This is a genomic window from Rubrivivax sp. JA1026, assembly GCF_011065555.1.
Classification (GTDB): Bacteria; Pseudomonadota; Gammaproteobacteria; order Burkholderiales; family Burkholderiaceae_C; genus Rubrivivax; species Rubrivivax benzoatilyticus.
Genome location: NZ_JAALCQ010000006.1, coordinates 93,176 through 108,565 on the forward strand (window position 1 = coordinate 93,176; position 15,390 = coordinate 108,565).

Consider the following 15,390-nt stretch of genomic DNA (forward strand, 5'->3'; position numbering starts at 1 on the left):
GCGGGCGCCGCGCTGCGGCGCCGGCCGCGGCCCGGCCCGACGACAATCGACTCATGAGCGGCCCCCGAGAACTCCGTCTGCTGGACGACGACGATAGCGCCAACCCGCTGCGCGTGATGCTGGACCCGCGCGGGCGCGTCTCGCGCCGCACCTTCTGGCTGTACGGCGTCGTCGCGCTCGGCGGCCTGGGGCTGCTGGGGCGCGCGCTGCTGGACATCGCGCGCATCGAGGCCGAGCACCGCGACGCGCTCTTGAACATGCTGCTCGTCTGGCCCGGCATCGCCGTCTCGGCCAAACGCTGGCGCGACCGCAACCGCTCGGGCTGGTGGGTCGCCGTCGGCCTGATCCCGGTGATCGGCCAGCTCTGGATGCTGCTGGACAACGGCTTCGTGCGCGGCACGGCGGGCGCCAACCGCTTCGGCCCGCCGCCCGTGCGCTGACTCAGCGCCCTGCCTCGCGCAGCCAGCAGGCCACGCGCTGGCCGGCCACCTCGGCCAGCGCCGGGCGTTCGCCGGCGCAGCGCGGCTCGGCGATCGGGCAGCGCGCGTGGAAGGCGCAGCCGGCCGGCGGCGACAGCGGCGACGGCAGCTCGCCGGCCAGCACGATGCGCTGGCGGCGCGCCGCCGGGTCGACGGTCGGCGTGGCCGACAGCAGGGCCTGCGTGTAGGGGTGCTGCGGCGCGTCGAACAGCGCGTCGCGAGCGCCCTGCTCCACCGCGCGGCCGAGGTACATGACCATCACCTCGTCGGCCATGTGGCGCACGACGCCCAGGTCGTGCGAGATGAAGACGTAGGCCACGCCGAGCTCGGCCTGCAGGTCGGCCAGCAGGTTGAGCACCTGGGCGCGCACCGAGACGTCGAGCGCCGAGACCGGCTCGTCGAGCACCAGCACCCGCGGGCGCAGCATCAGCGCGCGTGCGATCGCGATGCGCTGGCGCTGGCCGCCGCTGAACATGTGCGGCCAGCGGCCGTAGTGCTCGTCGCGCAGGCCGACGCGGCGCAGCATCTCGCGCGCCGCCGCCTCGCGCGACGCGGCGTCGCGCTCGCCCTGCACCTCGAGCGGCTCGGTGAGCGCGGCGCCCACCGTCTGGCGCGGGTTCAGCGAGCCGTACGGGTTCTGGAAGACGATCTGCACCGCGCGGCGCAGCGCCCGGCGGCGTTCGGCATCGGCGCCGGCGACGTCCTGGCCGTCGACCAGCAGCCGGCCGCCCGACGGCGGCTCGATCATCGTCAGCACCCGCGCCAGCGTGCTCTTGCCGCAGCCCGACTCGCCGACCACGGCCAGCGTGCGCCCGGCCTCGACGGCGAACGAGACGCCGGCCAGCGCGTGCACGACACCCGGATTGGCGAACAGCCCGCGGCGCACTTCGTAGCGGCGCTGCAGGTCCTCGGCGACCAGCACGGCGCTCACGTCGGCACTCCTAGCATCAACGGAAAGTGGCACAGCGCGCGGCCCAGTTCGTCGGGCGCCGGGCCCGGCGGCGTCGCGCAGCGCGGCTGCGCGTGCGGGCAGCGCGGCGCGAACAGGCAGCCTTCGGGGCGGTCGAACTGGCCCGGCACGACGCCGGGGATGGCCGCCAGGCGCTCGCCGACGGCACGCTCGGGCAGCGCCGCCAGCAGCGCCGCGGTGTAGGGGTGGTGCGGGTCGGCGAACAAGGCGTCGACCGGCGCCGTCTCGACCTGGCGCCCGGCGTACTGCACGACGACGCGGTCGGCGGTCTCGGCGACGACGCCCAGGTCGTGCGTGATCAGCACCAGGGCCATGCCGGTCTCGCGATGCAGGCCCAGCAGCAGGTCCAGGATCTGGGCCTGGATCGTCACGTCCAGCGCGGTGGTCGGCTCGTCGGCGATCAGCAGCCGCGGCTGGCAGGCCAGCGCCATCGCGATCATCACGCGCTGGCACATGCCGCCCGACAGCTGGTGCGGGAAGGCCGAGGCGCGGCGCGCGGCGTCGGGGATGCCGACCTGCTCGAGCAGCTCGACGACGCGCCGCTTGCGCGCCGCGCGGTCCAGCCCGAGGTGCGTGGCCAGCGCCTCGCCGACCTGCCAGCCGACCGTGAAACACGGGTTCAGCGAGGACATCGGCTCCTGGAACACCATCGCGACGTCGCGGCCGACGAGCGCGCGGCGCTGCCTGGCGCTCAGCGTGCGCAGGTCCTGGCCGTCGAAGGCCATGCGGTCGGCGGTGACGGTGGCCGTCCACGGCAGCAGGCCCATCACGGCGAGCATCGCCACCGACTTGCCCGAGCCCGACTCGCCGACCACGGCCAGCACCTCGTCGCGCTCGACGACGAGGTCGATGCCGTCGACGGCGGTGAAGGCGCCGTGGCGCGTCGCGAAACGCACGCGCAGGTTGCGGATGTCGAGGAGGCTCATGAGCTGTGGTTCGGCAGGATTCGCACGCACAGCGGCGGGCGGATCGGGCGGCAGCCGCCGGGGGTTCCGCCTCGGCGGTCGGCCCTGCGGGCCGACTTCGCTGCGCTGCTCGGCTTCGCGGTCGCGCGGCCCAACTCGCTGCGCTCACTGCGTGAGCTCCGCTCAAACAGTCGGCCGCGAGTCAGATCACGATGCGCGCTGACGCGCGCCGACCGCGAAGCCTGCGCTGCTCGCCGCCTCCAGTCACCCCCGACGGCTGCCGCCCGCTCCACCTGCACACGACAGTGGAACGCCGCCCGGCGCGCCAACGCTGGACGCCGGCGCACGTGTTCCAAGGACACAGCCCCGCCCATCACGACCGCCTCATCTTCGGATCGAGCGCGTCGCGCAGCCCGTCGCCCATCAGGTTGATCGACACGACGGTGATCAGGATCGCCAGGCCGGGCAGCGTCACCATCCAGGGGTCGGAGCGGATGAACTCGCGTGCGTCGGCGAGCATCGTGCCCCACTCGGCGGTCGGCGGCTGCGCGCCCAGGCCGAGGAAACCCAGCGCGGCGGCCTCGAGGATCGCGTCGCTGACGCCGAGTGCCGCCTGCACGATCAGCGGCGACAGGCAGTTGGGCAGCACGGTGCGGAACATCAGCCGCACCGGGCCGACGCCGGCCACGCGCGCGGCGACGACGTAGTCCTTGCCGAGCTCGGCCAGCGCCGAGGCGCGCACCAGGCGCACGTAGCGCGGCAGGTAGACGATGGTCACCGCGACGATGGTGTTGACCAGGTTGGGCCCGAGCACGGCGACGACCAGGATCGCCAGCACCAGGCTGGGCACGGCCATGATCAGGTCCATCAGCCGCGTCACCGCGGTGTCCACCGCCAGCCCCAGCGGCCCCTTGAAGGACACGCAGGCCAGGCCCAGCAGCACGCCGAGCACGAAGGACACGCCCATCACCGCCAGGCCGATGAACAGCGACACGCGTGCGCCGTGGATCAGCCGCGACAGCATGTCGCGGCCCAGGCTGTCGGTGCCGAAGACGAACTGCGCGCTGCCGCCCTCGGCCCACATCGGCGGCATCCGCACCGCCTCGCGGAACTGCTCGGTCGGCGAGTACGGCGCGATGACGTCGGCGCCCAGCGCCAGCAGCACGACGAAGGCGACGACGACCAGGCCGGCGACGGCGCCGCGGTTCTCGCGGAACGCGGCCCAGAAGGCGCGCAGCGGCGACAGCTCGCCGACTGGAGCGGCAGCGACGGCAGCCTCAGCCATGCCGGATCCTCGGGTTCAGCAGCCCGTAGGCCAGGTCGACGAGCAGGTTGACGCCGATGACGACCGCCGAGATCAGCATCACCCCGCCCTGCAGCGCCGGGTAGTCGCGGCGCGAGATCGACTCGATCAGCCACTTGCCGACGCCGGGCCAGGAGAAGATCGTCTCGGTCAGCACCGCGCCGGCCATCAGCGTGCCGACCTGCAGGCCGACGATGGTGACCACCGGGATCATCGCGTTGCGCAAGGCGTGCAGCCCGACGACACGCCACGGCGGCAGGCCCTTGGCGCGTGCGGTGCGCACGTAGTCCTCGCCCAGCACCTCGAGCATTGCCGAGCGGGTCATGCGCGCGATGACCGCCAGCGGGATCGTGCCGAGCACGATGGCCGGCAGCACCAGGTGGTGCAGCGCGTCCTTCACCGCGCCTTCCTGGCCCGACAGCCAGGCGTCGATGACCATGAAGCCGGTCACCGGCTCGAAGTAGAACTGGATCAGGTCGATGCGCCCGGACACTGGGGTCAGCCCCCAGCGCTCGGCGACGAACATGATCAGCAGCAGGCCCCACCAGAAGATCGGCATCGAGTAGCCGGTCACCGACAGGCCCATCAGCACCTGGTCGTAGACGCTGCCGCGGCGCGCGGCGGCGATGGTGCCCGCCGGGATGCCGAGCAGCACCGCGAACAGCATGCCGGCGGCGGCCAGTTCCAGCGTCGCCGGGAACAGCGCCGCGAACTCGGTCAGCACCTTCTGGTTGGTCGCCAGCGAGGTGCCGAAGTCGCCCTGCAGCAGCTGGCCGCAGTAGTCGAGGAACTGCTTCCAGACCGGCTGGTCGAGGCCCAGCTCGTGGCGGAACATCGCCAGCCGTTCGGGGCTGATGCCGCGTTCGCCGACCCGCACCTCGACCGGATCGCCCGGCACCAGGCGGATCGCGACGAAGGTCACGAACATCAGCGCGACGAAGGTCGGCACCGTCAGCGCCAGGCGGCGCAGGAGGAAACGGAACATTCCGGAATCTCAGCCGGCAAACGGCGCGGATGCCTGCCGACCAGCCGCCATGCCCCCCCGGGGACCGGTCGCCGCAGGCGACCAGGGGGAGCGGCGGTGGAAGATGGGCCGAACCCGATCCGGGTCTCCAGGTCGGGTTCGGAGCCCCCTCGGGGGGCGGCCGCCAGACGGCCGGGGGCTCATCACTTCAGGCTCACGCCGGTGAACTCGTGCGAGCCGAACGGGCTCTGCTTGAAGCCCGTGACCTCCTTGCGCATCACCTCGTAGACGACCGAGTGCGCGATCTTCATGTCGGGCACCTCGGCGGCCTCGATGGCCTGCATCTCCTGGTACAGCTTCAGGCGCGCCTTCTGGTCGGCCATCGTGCGCGCCTTCTCCAGCCGGTCGTCGAAGTCCTTGTTGCACCACTTGCTGAGGTTCTGGCCGCCGGCACGCGCGGCGTCGCAGCCGTGCAGGAAGAAGAAGTTGTCGGGGTCGCCGTTGTCGCCGGTCCAGCCCAGCATGCCGGTCATGTGCTCGCCCTGCTGCATGCGCTTGCGGTACTCGCCCCACTCGTAGGTGACGAGCTTGGCGTTGACGCCGATCTTGGCCAGGTCGGCCTGCATCATCTCGGCGATGCGCTTGGAGTTCGGGTTGTAGGGCCGCTGCACCGGCATGTACCAGAGGTCGATCTCCAGCGGCGTCTTCACGCCGGCCTTGGCCAGCAGCGCCTTGGCCTGGGCCGGGTCGTGCGGGATGGCCTTGGTCTTGTCGTCGTAGGCCCACATCGTCGGCGGGATCAGGTTCTTGGCCGCCTGGCCGGCGCCGAGATAGACGTCGCGGATGATCGCGGCCTTGTCGATCGCCATGTTGAAGGCCAGGCGCACGTCCTTCTTGTCGAACGGCGGCTTCTGGTGGTTGAAGGCCCAGTAGGCGATGTTCAGGCCCGGCTTGCTGATGACCTGCAGCTTCGGGTCCTTCTGCATCTCGGGCAGGTCGGCCGGCCGCGGCGCGATGACGAAGTGGCACTCGCCGGCCTTGAGCTTGCTGTAGCGCGCCGTCGGGTCCGGCGTGATCGCGAACACCAGGCTGTCGACCATCGCCTTCTCGGCGCCCCAGTAGGCCGGATTCGCCTTGTAGCGGATCACCGCGTCCTTCTGGTAGGCGACGAAGCTGAACGGCCCGGTGCCCACCGGCACCTGGTCGAACTGCTCCTTGCGGTTGGCCTTGGCGAGGAAGTCGGCGTACTCGGCCGAGTGGATGGCGGCGAAGTCCATCGCCAGGTTGGCGAGCATCGTCACGTTCGGGCGCTTCAGCGTGATGCGCACCGTGTACGGGTCCAGCTTCTCCAGCGCCTGGAGATCCTGCGCCAGGCCCATGTCGGCGAAGTAGTCGTACTTGCCGCCCGAGACCTTGGCGTAGGGGTGCTCGGCTTTCCACTGGCGCTCGAACGAGAACAGCACGTCGTCGGCGTTGAACTCGCGTGTCGGCGTGAAGCCGTTGACGCCGGCGTGGAACTTGACGCCCTTGCGCAGCTTGAAGGTGAAGACCTTGGCGTCGGGCGACACCGTCCAGCTCTCGGCCAGGCCCGGCTCGACCTCGGTGCTGCCGCGCACGAAGTGCGTCAGCCGGTCGTAGACCGGACGTGCGGCGTCGAAGCTGGTGCCGGTGGTGTTGAGCGCCGGGGTGAAGTTCTCCGGCGAACCTTCGGAGCAGTAGACCAGGGTCTTGGCCTGGGCCGCGGCGCCGAAGGCGAGCAGCGCGGCGGCGGCGACGGCGAGACGGACGGACGGGAGTCGGGTCATCGAAGAGTCCTCCTGTGGGGTGCGGGCGATGCTAAACACTTCGGGCGCGGCATCGGTTGCCGCGCATGCAGGCGCGGAGGCGCCGGCGTCCGGTCCGCGCCACGGCCTTCAGTAGCGCCCGCCGATGCCGGCCAGCCGCAGGTAGACGCCGGCGCACCAGGCGACGAAACCGCGGTGCAGCCAGCTGCGCCAGCCACGCCCGGCGGGCTGGGTCTTGACCTCGTGCGAGGCCTCGATCGCGTTGTCCAGCCGGTCGGCCAGCGCCCGCGCGAACAGCGGGTCGCGCACGACGACGTTGGCCTCCAGGTTCAGCAGCAGCGACAGCGGGTCGATGTTGGAGCTGCCGACCGTCGCCCAGTCGTCGTCGACGACCGCCACCTTGGCGTGCAGGAAGGCCGGCGTGTACTCGTAGATGCGCACGCCGTGGGCGCGCAGCTCGTCGTACAGCGCACGCGCGGCCAGCGCCGCGATGCGGTAGTCGATCTTGCCCTGCAGCAGCAGGCGCACGCGCACGCCGCGCGCGGCGGCGCGGCGAAGCGCGCGGCGGAAGGTCTGGCCCGGGTAGAAATACGGCACCGCGATGTCGACCCGCTCGCGCGCGCCGCGGATCGCCTCGACGTAGCTGCGCTCGATGGCGCGGCGCTGGCGCAGGTTGTCGCGCACGACGAAGGCCGCACGCACCGGCTCGCCGCCGTCGTCGCCGGGCACCGGCTGCGGCCGCGCACGCAGCTGGCGCAGCAGCTGCACGGTCTGCTCGACCGGCGCCGAGCTGCGCGCCAGCGCCCGCAGCTCCTCGCCCCAGAAGTGGCCGAGGTGGGCGCGGGCCCACATCGCGCGCGCGGTGTCGCGCACCTGCCGGGCGATCGGGCCGCGCAGCTCGACGGCATAGTCCAGCCGCGGCGCGTCGCCCCAGCCGTGGTGCAGGTCGTGGCGGTCGTCGATCAGGTTGATGCCGCCGACGTAGGCGATGTCGGCATCGACGACACACAGCTTCTGATGCAGGCGCCGCAACTGCCCCGGCTGCAGCCAGGCCCACCAGCGGTCCAGCGGGCGGAAGACCTCCAGCCGCACGCCACCGGGCAGCAGCCACTCGCGCAGCGTGGCCATGGTCTGCAGCGAACCGAAGCCGTCGACGACGACGTGGACCTCGACGCCGCGCCCGGCCGCCGCCGACAGCGCCGCGGCCACGGCCCGCGCGGCATCGTCGGAATGGAAGATGTAGGTCGCCAGCCAGACCTCGTGGCGCGCGGCGTCGATGGCCTCGACCATGCGCGGGAACAACTCGTCGCCGCCCTGCAGCAGGCGCACGTCGTTGCCGCCGACGAACCGTGGCCGCGGCACCCCCGACCAGGCCCAGGCCGAGGGATCGTCCAGCGGCAGCGGCATCAGGCCGGCTCCAGTTCCGCGACCAGCGGCAGGTGGTCGGACATGCGCGCCCAGGCCATGCCGCGCGGCACCATCGTCGAGACGCAGCGCAGGCCGCGCAGGTAGAAGCGGTCGAGCGCGAACACCGGCGCCAGCGACGGGAAGGTCAGGCGCTGCTGGCGCGTGGACTCGGGCGCGAAGGCGCGCTGCAGGCCGATCGTCGCCATCGGCGAGTCCAGGCGCTCGCCCCAGTCGTTGAAGTCGCCGGCGACGATCAGCATCTCGCCGGGCGGCACGGTCGCGTCGATGAACTCGGCCAGCCGCGCGACCTGGCGCAGCCGGCTGGCGTGCACCAGGCCGAAGTGGGCGACGACGGCATGCACCGTCATGCCCTGCCACTGCACCGGCACGTGCAGCAGGCCGCGCTGCTCGAAGCGGTGGTCGCTGACGTCGTGGTGGCCGATGTCGCCGATCGGCCAGCGCGACAGCAGCGCGTTGCCGTGTTCGCCATGGCGCGTGATGGCGTTGGTGCGGTAGGCGACGTCGTAGCCCTCGGGAGCGAGGAACTCGGCCTGGCCCTGCTCGGGCCAGCCGAAGGAGGTGCGCTGGAAACGCCGCGACTCGCGCGTGTTGAACAGCCGCACTTCCTGCAGGAAGACCATGTCGGCGTCGAATGACTCGACCGCCAGCCCCAGGTTGTGGATCTCCAGCCGCTTGCCGCGGCCGACGCCGCGCACGCCCTTGTGGATGTTGTAGGTGGCGACACGCAGCGCCTCCAGCCCGGTGGCCGGGGGCATCAGCGTCGACTGCAGCGGGTTCAGCCGGTTCACGCGAAGGTCACGAAACGGGGCAGTTGCAGTATCGCCTCGGCGTTGCTGGGCGAGAAGCAGCGGTCAGCGGCTTCTCGCCACGGCAGCCAGCATGCGTCGCGGTGTTCACGCGGGTTCAGGATGACCGTCGTGTCCGCCGGCACGGTGAGGCCGAAGACGTGCTCGGTGTTGTGCGTGACGCCCGGCGCGTAGCGGTGGCGCCACACCGGGTAGATCTCGTAGACGTTGGAGAGCTGCCAGTCGACGAGTTCGCCACCGGTGATGCCGGTCTCCTCGGCGACCTCGCGCCGCGCCGCGGCCTCCAGCGGCTCGCCGTCGAAGTCGATGGAGCCGGTGACGCTCTGCCAGAAGCCGGCCGGCTGGGCGCGCTCGATCAGCAGCACCTGGCCGTCGAGCCGGTGGATGACCACCAGCACCGACACCGGGATCTTGGGCGGACGCGTCATCGTGCGCGACGCGCGCGCACGGCCTCGGCGAGGCCGCGCAGCAGCGGCACGGTGTCGTCCCAGCCCAGGCAGGCGTCGGTGATCGACACGCCATGGGCCAGCGGGCAGCCCGGCGTCTGGTCCTGGCGGCCTTCGTGCAGATGGCTCTCGACCATCACGCCGACGATGCGGCGGTCGCCACCGGCGATCTGGCGGCCGACGTCGGCGGCGACCTCGATCTGGCGCCGCGGCTGCTTGGCCGAGTTGGCGTGCGAGCAGTCGATCATCACCTGCTCGCGCAGCCCGGCGCGGCGCAGCACGGCGCAGGCCGCCTGCACGGCGTCGGCGTCGAAGTTGGGCACCTTGCCGCCGCGCAGGATGACGTGGCCGTCGGGGTTGCCGCGCGTCTCGAAGATCGCCGCGACGCCCATCTTGGTCATGCCCATGAAGCTGTGCGGCGCGCTGGCGGCCATCAGCGCGTCGGCGGCGACCTGCACGCCGCCGTCGGTGCCGTTCTTGAAGCCCACCGGGCAGGACAGCCCGCTGGCGAGCTGGCGGTGGCTCTGGCTCTCGGTGGTGCGGGCGCCGATCGCCCCCCAGGCGATGAGGTCGGCCAGGTACTGCGGCGACAGCAGGTCCAGGAACTCGGTGGCCGCCGGCAGGCCCAGCGCGCTGACGTCCAGCAGCAGCTCGCGCGCGCGGCGCAGGCCTTCGTTGATGCGGAAGCTGCCGTCCAGGCGCGGGTCGTTGACGAAGCCCTTCCAGCCCACCGTCGTGCGCGGCTTCTCGAAGTAGACGCGCATCACCATGACGATCTCGCCGGCCAGCTCGTCGGCCAGCGGCTTCAGGCGCCGCGCGTACTCCATCGCGGCCTCGTAGTCGTGGATCGAACACGGCCCGACGACGGCGACGAGGCGGTCGTCGCGGCCGTGCAGCACCTCGCCGATGGCGCGCCGGGCGCCGTCGACGACGGTCTGCACGGCGGCGGTGGCCGGCAGCTCGTCGAGCAGCACGGCCGGCGACACCAGCGCGCGCACGGCGGCGATGCGGGTGTCGTCGGTGCGGGTGCTGTCCTGCGTGGCGGGGTCGCGCGGGCCGGCCTCGTGGTCGTGCACGGCGGAGTCTGGAGCGGTGGTCATCGGAGGGCGTCCTGGTGCCGCGGCGGGCGGCAGCGATGCGCCGCCGGGGGCGCCGCAGTATAGCCAGCGCCCCCGGCCGGGCCGGGCCGCAAGGCCGGCCAGAAAAAAGCGGCCCCAGGGGCCGCTTCTTCGTTCAGGCCGCGAGACCTCAGGCCTGCACCGGGTTGCGCAGGCGGATGTGCAGCTCGCGCAGCTGGGCTTCGTCGACGTTGCTCGGCGCGCCGGTCAGCAGGCACTGGGCGCGCTGGGTCTTCGGGAAGGCGATGACGTCGCGGATCGACTCGGCCTTGGTCATCAGCGTGACCAGGCGGTCCAGGCCGAAGGCCAGGCCGCCGTGCGGCGGCGCGCCGTACTGCAGCGCGTCGAGCAGGAAGCCGAACTTCACCTTGGCGTCCTCGGCGCTGATGTTCAGCGCCTTGAAGACCTTGCTCTGCACCTCGGCGCGGTGGATGCGCACCGAGCCGCCGCCGAGCTCCCAGCCGTTGAGCACCATGTCGTAGGCCTTGGCGACGCAGGCGCCCGGGTCGGTGTCCATCAGGTCCTCGTGCCCGTCCTTGGGCGCGGTGAACGGGTGGTGCACCGCGTTCCAGCGGCCGGCCTCGTCGTCGTGCTCGAACATCGGGAAGTCGACGACCCACAGCGGCGCCCACTTGTCCTCGAACAGCCCGTGCGTGCGGCCGAACTCGCTGTGGCCGATCTTCACGCGCAGCGCGCCGAGCGCGTCGTCGACGACCTTGCGCTTGTCGGCGCCGAAGAAGATCAGGTCGCCGGCGGCGGCGCCGGTGCGCTTGAGGATCTCCTCGAGCGCCGCGTCGTGCAGGTTCTTGACGATCGGGCTCTGCAGGCCTTCACGGCCCTTGGCGAGGTCGTTGACCTTGATCCACGCGAGGCCCTTGGCGCCGTAGATCTTGACGAACTCGGTGTAGGCGTCGATCTCGCTGCGGCTCATCTCGGCGCCGCCGGGGATGCGCAGCGCCGCGACGCGGCCGCCCTTCATCGTCGCCGGGCCGGCGAAGACCTTGAAGTCCACCGTCTTCATCACGTCGGTCAGCTCGGTGAACTCGAGCTTGACGCGCAGGTCGGGCTTGTCCGAGCCGTAGCGATGCATCGCCTCGGCGTAGGTCAGCCGCTCGTAGACCGGCAGCTCGACGCCCAGCGCGTTGCGGAAGACACGACGCACCATGCCTTCGGTGATCTCGCGGATCTGCTCCTCGCCGAGGAACGAGGTCTCGATGTCGATCTGCGTGAACTCGGGCTGGCGGTCGGCGCGCAGGTCCTCGTCGCGGAAGCACTTGGTGATCTGGTAGTAGCGGTCGAAGCCCGCGACCATCAGCAGCTGCTTGAAGAGCTGGGGCGACTGCGGCAGCGCGAAGAACATGCCGTCGTGCACGCGGCTGGGCACGAGGTAGTCGCGTGCGCCTTCGGGCGTGCTCTTGGTCAGCATCGGCGTCTCGATGTCGACGAAGCCCTGCTCGTCGAGATACTTGCGCACCTCCATCGCGACGCGGTAGCGCAGCATCAGGTTCTTCTGCATCGTCGGGCGGCGCAGGTCCAGCACGCGGTGCGTCAGGCGCACCGTCTCCGACAGGTTGTCGTCGTCGAGCTGGAACGGCGGCGTGACGCTGGGGTTCAGCACCTCGAGCTCGTAGGCCAGGACCTCGATCTTGCCGCTGGTGAGGTTGGTGTTCTCGGTGCCGGCCGGACGCGCGCGCACCTTGCCGACGACCTTCAGGCAGAACTCGTTGCGCACGCCCTCGGCGGCCTTGAACATCTCGGGGCGGTCGGGGTCGCAGACGATCTGCACGAGGCCTTCACGGTCGCGCAGGTCGATGAAGATCACGCCGCCGTGGTCGCGGCGACGGTGGGCCCAGCCCATCAGGGTCACGGTCTGGTCCATCAGCGTTTCGCTGACCAGGCCGCAGTACGTCGTTCTCATCGGGACACTCCAGGTATTCGGGGAATTCTTCGGGGAATCGGGTGGCGTCGTGGCGGGGCGGCGAACGCCCTCAGGACCGGCCGCGTGCCGCGGTGGCCGGCCCCGTCAATTTCGCAGCGCGGGCGGCTCGGTGCCGGGCGGGGCGACGACGCCCATCGAGATCACGTACTTCAGCGCCTCGTCGACGCTCATCTTCAGCTCGTGCACGTCGGCACGCGGCATCATCAGGAAAAAGCCCGAGGTCGGGTTCGGCGTCGTCGGCACGTAGACGCTGACGAAGTCGCCTGGCAGGTGGCTGGCGACCTCGCCGCCGGGCTTGCCGGTGACGAAGGCGATGGTCCACGAGCCCTGGCGCGGGTACTGCACCAGCACCGCCTCGCGGAAGGCGTTGCCGCTGGACGAGAACAGCGTGTCCGAGACCTGCTTGACCGAGCTGTAGATCGACTTGACGATCGGGATGCGCACCATCAGCGCATCCCACTGGCGCAGCCACCACTGGCCGACGAAGTTGGCGGCGAACACACCCGACAGCAGCAGCACGGCGAGCACGACGGCCACGCCGAGGCCGGGCACGCCGCGCAGGAACTCGACGGTCTCGTGGGTGGACTGCGGCAGCACGACCTGCGTCGCTGACAGCAGGCTGACGAAGACGCCGTCGAGCGCGCCGAGCAGCCACGACAGAACCCAGATCGTGACCGTCAGCGGCAGCCAGACCAGCAGGCCGGCGACGAAGTACTTTTTCACGGGTGGCTTTCGCGCGCCTTCAGCTGCCCGCCGACGGCGTGGGCGCGGGCGCCGGGGCCGCGGCAGGGGCCTCGGCCGGCTTGTCGGCCGGCTTGGCCGCGGTGTCGGCCGGTGCGCTCTCGGTCTTGGTGCTGCCCGTCTTGGCGCTGTCGCCACCGCGGAAATCGGTGACGTACCAGCCCGAGCCCTTCAACTGGAAACCCGCGGCGGTGACCTGTTTCTGGAAGGCCTCGGCGCCGCACGCCGGGCAGACCGTCAGCAGCGGATCGGAGATCTTCTGCAGCACGTCCCGGGCGTGCCCGCAGGCAGCGCAGCGGTACGCATAGATCGGCATGGCTAAACCCTTGATTTGAAAAGCAAAGCGTGAATTCTAACGTTTCGGCGGCAGGGCTTTGGCCGGGCCTCAGGCACCGGAGGTCTGCAGCAGGATGCGCGTGACGACCATCCCGACGACAAACCCCCCCAGCGCCCACAGCACCGCCTGCAGCAGCCGGTTGGTGCGCCGCTGCTCGGCCAGCAGCGCCAGCATCACCGGCGACGGCGCCGGCTCGGGCCGGGGCTTGAGCGCGGCGTGCACCAGCCGCGGCAGCTCGGGAATGATCTGCGCGTAGTGCGGCGCCTCGTGCTGCAGCCGGTCGAGCAGGCCGCGCCAGCCGATCTGCTCGTTCATCCAGCGCTCGAGGAAAGGCTTGGCCGTGGTCCACAGGTCCAGCTCGGGGTCGAGCTGGCGGCCCAGGCCCTCGATGTTCAGCAGCGTCTTCTGCAGCAGCACCAGCTGCGGCTGGATCTCGACGTTGAAGCGGCGCGAGGCCTGGAACAGCCGCATCAGCACCTGGCCGAGCGACAGGTCCTTCAGCGGCCGGTCGAAATGCGGCTCGCAGACGGCGCGGATCGCGCCTTCGAGCGCGTCGATGCGCGTGTCGGCCGGCACCCAGCCGCTCTCGACGTGCAACTCGGCCACGCGTTTGTAGTCGCGCCGGAAGAAGGCCAGGAAGTTGTAGGCCAGGTATTCCTTGTCGGTCTCGGTCAGCGTGCCGATGATCCCGAAGTCCAGCGCGATGTAGCGGCCGAAGGTCTCGCTCGCCAGGCTCACCTGGATGTTGCCCGGGTGCATGTCGGCGTGGAAGAAGCCGTCGCGGAAGACCTGGGTGAAGAAGATCGTGACGCCGTCGCGCGCCAGCTTCTTGAAGTCGACGCCGGCCTCGCGCAGGCGCTCGACCTGGCTGATCGGCACGCCGTACATGCGCTCCATGACGATGACCGAGGACGTGCAGTAGTCCCAGATCATCTCGGGCACCAGCAGCAGCTCGAGCCCGTCCATGTTGCGCCGCAGCTGGGCGGCGTTGCTGGCCTCGCGCACGAGGTCCAGCTCGTCGTGCAGGTAGACGTCGAACTCGGCGACGACCTCGCGCGGGCGCAGGCGCTTGCCGTCGGCCGACAGGCGCTCGACCCAGCGCGCCAGCGTGTGCAGCAGCGTCAGGTCGTCGTCGATGACCTCCAGCATGCCCGGGCGCAGCACCTTGACGGCGACCTCGCGGCCGTCCTTCAGCGTCGCGAAGTGCACCTGCGCGATCGACGCGCTGGCCACCGGCTCGGTCTCGAAGTGGCTGAAGATGTCGTCGATGCCGCGGCCGAAGGCGCGCTCGACGAGCGCACGCGCGACCGCCGGCGGGAACGGCGGCACACGGTCCTGCAGCTTGGCGAGTTCGTCGGCGAGATCCAGCGGCAGCAGGTCGCGCCGCGTGGACAGCACCTGGCCGAACTTCACGAAGATCGGCCCCAGACGCTCGAAGGCGCGGCGCAGGCGCACGCCACGCGGCTCGTCCAGGCGGCGGCCGAACGTGACCAGGCGCACCAGCATGCGCACCCAGGGCTGGCGGAAGGCCGACAGCGCCACCTCGTCCAGGCCGAAGCGCAGGACGGTGAAGACGATGAAGATCAGGCGGGCGACACGCCGCATCTCGGGTTCCGGACGGTGAGGACGGGCAGCGTCAGCGCGAGCGCGGCCGCACGCGGCCCAGGCCCTGCACCGCGGTGCGCAGCGCGTGCGCGACAGCCGAACCCATGCGGTGCAGCTGCTGCGCGACGACCGGGCCGAAGAAACGCTCGAGATCGGCGGCGACGTCCCAGCGCAGGTTCTGCATCAGCCAGTTGACGTCGCCGGCGAGCTGGGCGTCGCCGTCGATGGCCACCGGGGGCAGCTCGCCGCCGAGCGCGCGCGCCAGCAGCAGCGCCGGGTTGGCGGCGTCGACACGCAGCGCGAGGTCGCACGAGGCCGGGCGGTCCAGGCCGCACCATTCGAGCAGACCGGCGGGCGTGACGCGGAAGGCGAGCACCGGCGGCGGCGGCAGCAGCGAGGGCCAGGCGCTCGCGGCGAGCTCGAGCGTGCGCCCGGCGTGCGGCTTGAGCCGCTCGGTGGCGACCGATTCACTGGACAGCACGTGGTTGATGACCAGCGTCAGCCGTTCCAGCACGGCCGGCGCGAGCAGGCTGTTGAGGGTTTGCAGCATCGTCGCATTGTAGGC

Annotated in this window: 15 protein-coding genes; 1 reads left to right on the forward strand and 14 read right to left on the reverse strand. The window is 71.3% G+C overall.

The features are described 5' to 3' along the window. Nucleotides 1-53 precede the first annotated feature (53 nt). Complete coding sequence (locus G5B56_RS11750; protein ID WP_009856652.1) at nt 54-440, forward strand: DUF805 domain-containing protein; 387 nt, start codon at nt 54-56, stop codon at nt 438-440. Between the two features lies 1 nt (nt 441). Here G5B56_RS11750 and G5B56_RS11755 read toward each other — a convergent pair whose 3' ends face one another. The 14 genes from G5B56_RS11755 to G5B56_RS11820 all read right to left on the reverse strand — a co-directional run bounded on the left by G5B56_RS11755 (nt 442) and on the right by G5B56_RS11820 (nt 15,375). Next, on the reverse strand, nt 442-1,410 hold the full coding sequence (locus G5B56_RS11755) for a dipeptide ABC transporter ATP-binding protein (protein WP_164963323.1): 969 nt from the start codon (nt 1,408-1,410) through the stop codon (nt 442-444). Further along, a complete protein-coding gene (locus G5B56_RS11760; protein WP_164963324.1) occupies nt 1,407-2,375 on the reverse strand; it encodes an ABC transporter ATP-binding protein in 969 nt (322 codons plus the stop codon). The genes G5B56_RS11755 and G5B56_RS11760 overlap by 4 nt, the downstream gene beginning before the upstream one ends. Nucleotides 2,376-2,727: 352 nt before the next feature. Beyond that, nucleotides 2,728-3,639 carry an ABC transporter permease subunit gene (locus G5B56_RS11765; RefSeq protein ID WP_164963325.1) on the reverse strand — a complete coding sequence of 304 codons (912 nt, stop codon included), beginning with the start codon at nt 3,637-3,639 and terminating at the stop codon, nt 2,728-2,730. Beyond that, nucleotides 3,632-4,642 (reverse strand): ABC transporter permease subunit, encoded by a 1,011-nt coding sequence (locus G5B56_RS11770; protein WP_164963326.1) that lies wholly within the window; start codon nt 4,640-4,642, stop codon nt 3,632-3,634. Before G5B56_RS11770 ends, G5B56_RS11765 begins: the two co-directional genes overlap by 8 nt. A gap of 182 nt (nt 4,643-4,824) precedes the next feature. Next, nucleotides 4,825-6,426 (reverse strand): ABC transporter substrate-binding protein, encoded by a 1,602-nt coding sequence (locus G5B56_RS11775; RefSeq protein WP_009856647.1) that lies wholly within the window; start codon nt 6,424-6,426, stop codon nt 4,825-4,827. 108 nt (nt 6,427-6,534) lie between these two features. After that, the gene (gene clsB, locus G5B56_RS11780; RefSeq protein WP_164963327.1) at nt 6,535-7,812 is read right to left on the reverse strand and encodes a cardiolipin synthase ClsB; all 1,278 of its coding nucleotides are present in this window, start codon (nt 7,810-7,812) and stop codon (nt 6,535-6,537) included. After that, a complete protein-coding gene (locus G5B56_RS11785; protein ID WP_009856645.1) occupies nt 7,812-8,621 on the reverse strand; it encodes an endonuclease/exonuclease/phosphatase family protein in 810 nt (269 codons plus the stop codon). The genes clsB and G5B56_RS11785 overlap by 1 nt, the downstream gene beginning before the upstream one ends. After that, on the reverse strand, nt 8,618-9,067 hold the full coding sequence (nudB, locus tag G5B56_RS11790; protein WP_009856644.1) for a dihydroneopterin triphosphate diphosphatase: 450 nt from the start codon (nt 9,065-9,067) through the stop codon (nt 8,618-8,620). The genes G5B56_RS11785 and nudB overlap by 4 nt, the downstream gene beginning before the upstream one ends. Beyond that, complete coding sequence (locus G5B56_RS11795; RefSeq protein WP_240920798.1) at nt 9,064-10,185, reverse strand: 3-deoxy-7-phosphoheptulonate synthase; 1,122 nt, start codon at nt 10,183-10,185, stop codon at nt 9,064-9,066. Before G5B56_RS11795 ends, nudB begins: the two co-directional genes overlap by 4 nt. Before the next feature lie 148 nt (nt 10,186-10,333). Next, on the reverse strand, nt 10,334-12,121 hold the full coding sequence (aspS, locus tag G5B56_RS11800) for an aspartate--tRNA ligase (RefSeq protein ID WP_009856642.1): 1,788 nt from the start codon (nt 12,119-12,121) through the stop codon (nt 10,334-10,336). A 105-nt stretch (nt 12,122-12,226) separates the two neighbouring features. After that, entirely contained in the window at nt 12,227-12,865 is a 639-nt protein-coding gene (locus G5B56_RS11805) for a DUF502 domain-containing protein (protein ID WP_009856641.1), read from the reverse strand. 19 nt (nt 12,866-12,884) lie between these two features. After that, on the reverse strand, nt 12,885-13,199 hold the full coding sequence (locus G5B56_RS11810) for an FmdB family zinc ribbon protein (protein WP_164963328.1): 315 nt from the start codon (nt 13,197-13,199) through the stop codon (nt 12,885-12,887). 69 nt (nt 13,200-13,268) lie between these two features. Next, nucleotides 13,269-14,825 carry a ubiquinone biosynthesis regulatory protein kinase UbiB gene (gene ubiB, locus G5B56_RS11815; protein ID WP_009856639.1) on the reverse strand — a complete coding sequence of 519 codons (1,557 nt, stop codon included), beginning with the start codon at nt 14,823-14,825 and terminating at the stop codon, nt 13,269-13,271. Nucleotides 14,826-14,856: 31 nt separating this feature from the next. Further along, complete coding sequence (locus G5B56_RS11820) at nt 14,857-15,375, reverse strand: hypothetical protein (protein ID WP_164963329.1); 519 nt, start codon at nt 15,373-15,375, stop codon at nt 14,857-14,859. Between the last annotated feature and the right edge of the window lie 15 nt (nt 15,376-15,390).

Excerpts from the sequence above, each read along its gene's own strand:
- G5B56_RS11750 (WP_009856652.1), top strand. The coding sequence starts at position 54 with ATGAGCGGCCCCCGAGAACTCCGTCTGCTGGACGACGACGATAGCGCC.
- G5B56_RS11760 (WP_164963324.1), bottom strand. The coding sequence starts at position 2,375 with ATGAGCCTCCTCGACATCCGCAACCTGCGCGTGCGTTTCGCGACGCGC.
- G5B56_RS11765 (WP_164963325.1), bottom strand. The coding sequence starts at position 3,639 with ATGGCTGAGGCTGCCGTCGCTGCCGCTCCAGTCGGCGAGCTGTCGCCG.
- G5B56_RS11770 (WP_164963326.1), bottom strand. The coding sequence starts at position 4,642 with ATGTTCCGTTTCCTCCTGCGCCGCCTGGCGCTGACGGTGCCGACCTTC.
- G5B56_RS11775 (WP_009856647.1), bottom strand. The coding sequence starts at position 6,426 with ATGACCCGACTCCCGTCCGTCCGTCTCGCCGTCGCCGCCGCCGCGCTG.
- clsB (WP_164963327.1), bottom strand. The coding sequence starts at position 7,812 with ATGCCGCTGCCGCTGGACGATCCCTCGGCCTGGGCCTGGTCGGGGGTG.
- nudB (WP_009856644.1), bottom strand. The coding sequence starts at position 9,067 with ATGACGCGTCCGCCCAAGATCCCGGTGTCGGTGCTGGTGGTCATCCAC.
- G5B56_RS11795 (WP_240920798.1), bottom strand. The coding sequence starts at position 10,185 with ATGACCACCGCTCCAGACTCCGCCGTGCACGACCACGAGGCCGGCCCG.
- aspS (WP_009856642.1), bottom strand. The coding sequence starts at position 12,121 with ATGAGAACGACGTACTGCGGCCTGGTCAGCGAAACGCTGATGGACCAG.
- G5B56_RS11810 (WP_164963328.1), bottom strand. The coding sequence starts at position 13,199 with ATGCCGATCTATGCGTACCGCTGCGCTGCCTGCGGGCACGCCCGGGAC.
- ubiB (WP_009856639.1), bottom strand. The coding sequence starts at position 14,825 with ATGCGGCGTGTCGCCCGCCTGATCTTCATCGTCTTCACCGTCCTGCGC.
- G5B56_RS11820 (WP_164963329.1), bottom strand. The coding sequence starts at position 15,375 with ATGCTGCAAACCCTCAACAGCCTGCTCGCGCCGGCCGTGCTGGAACGG.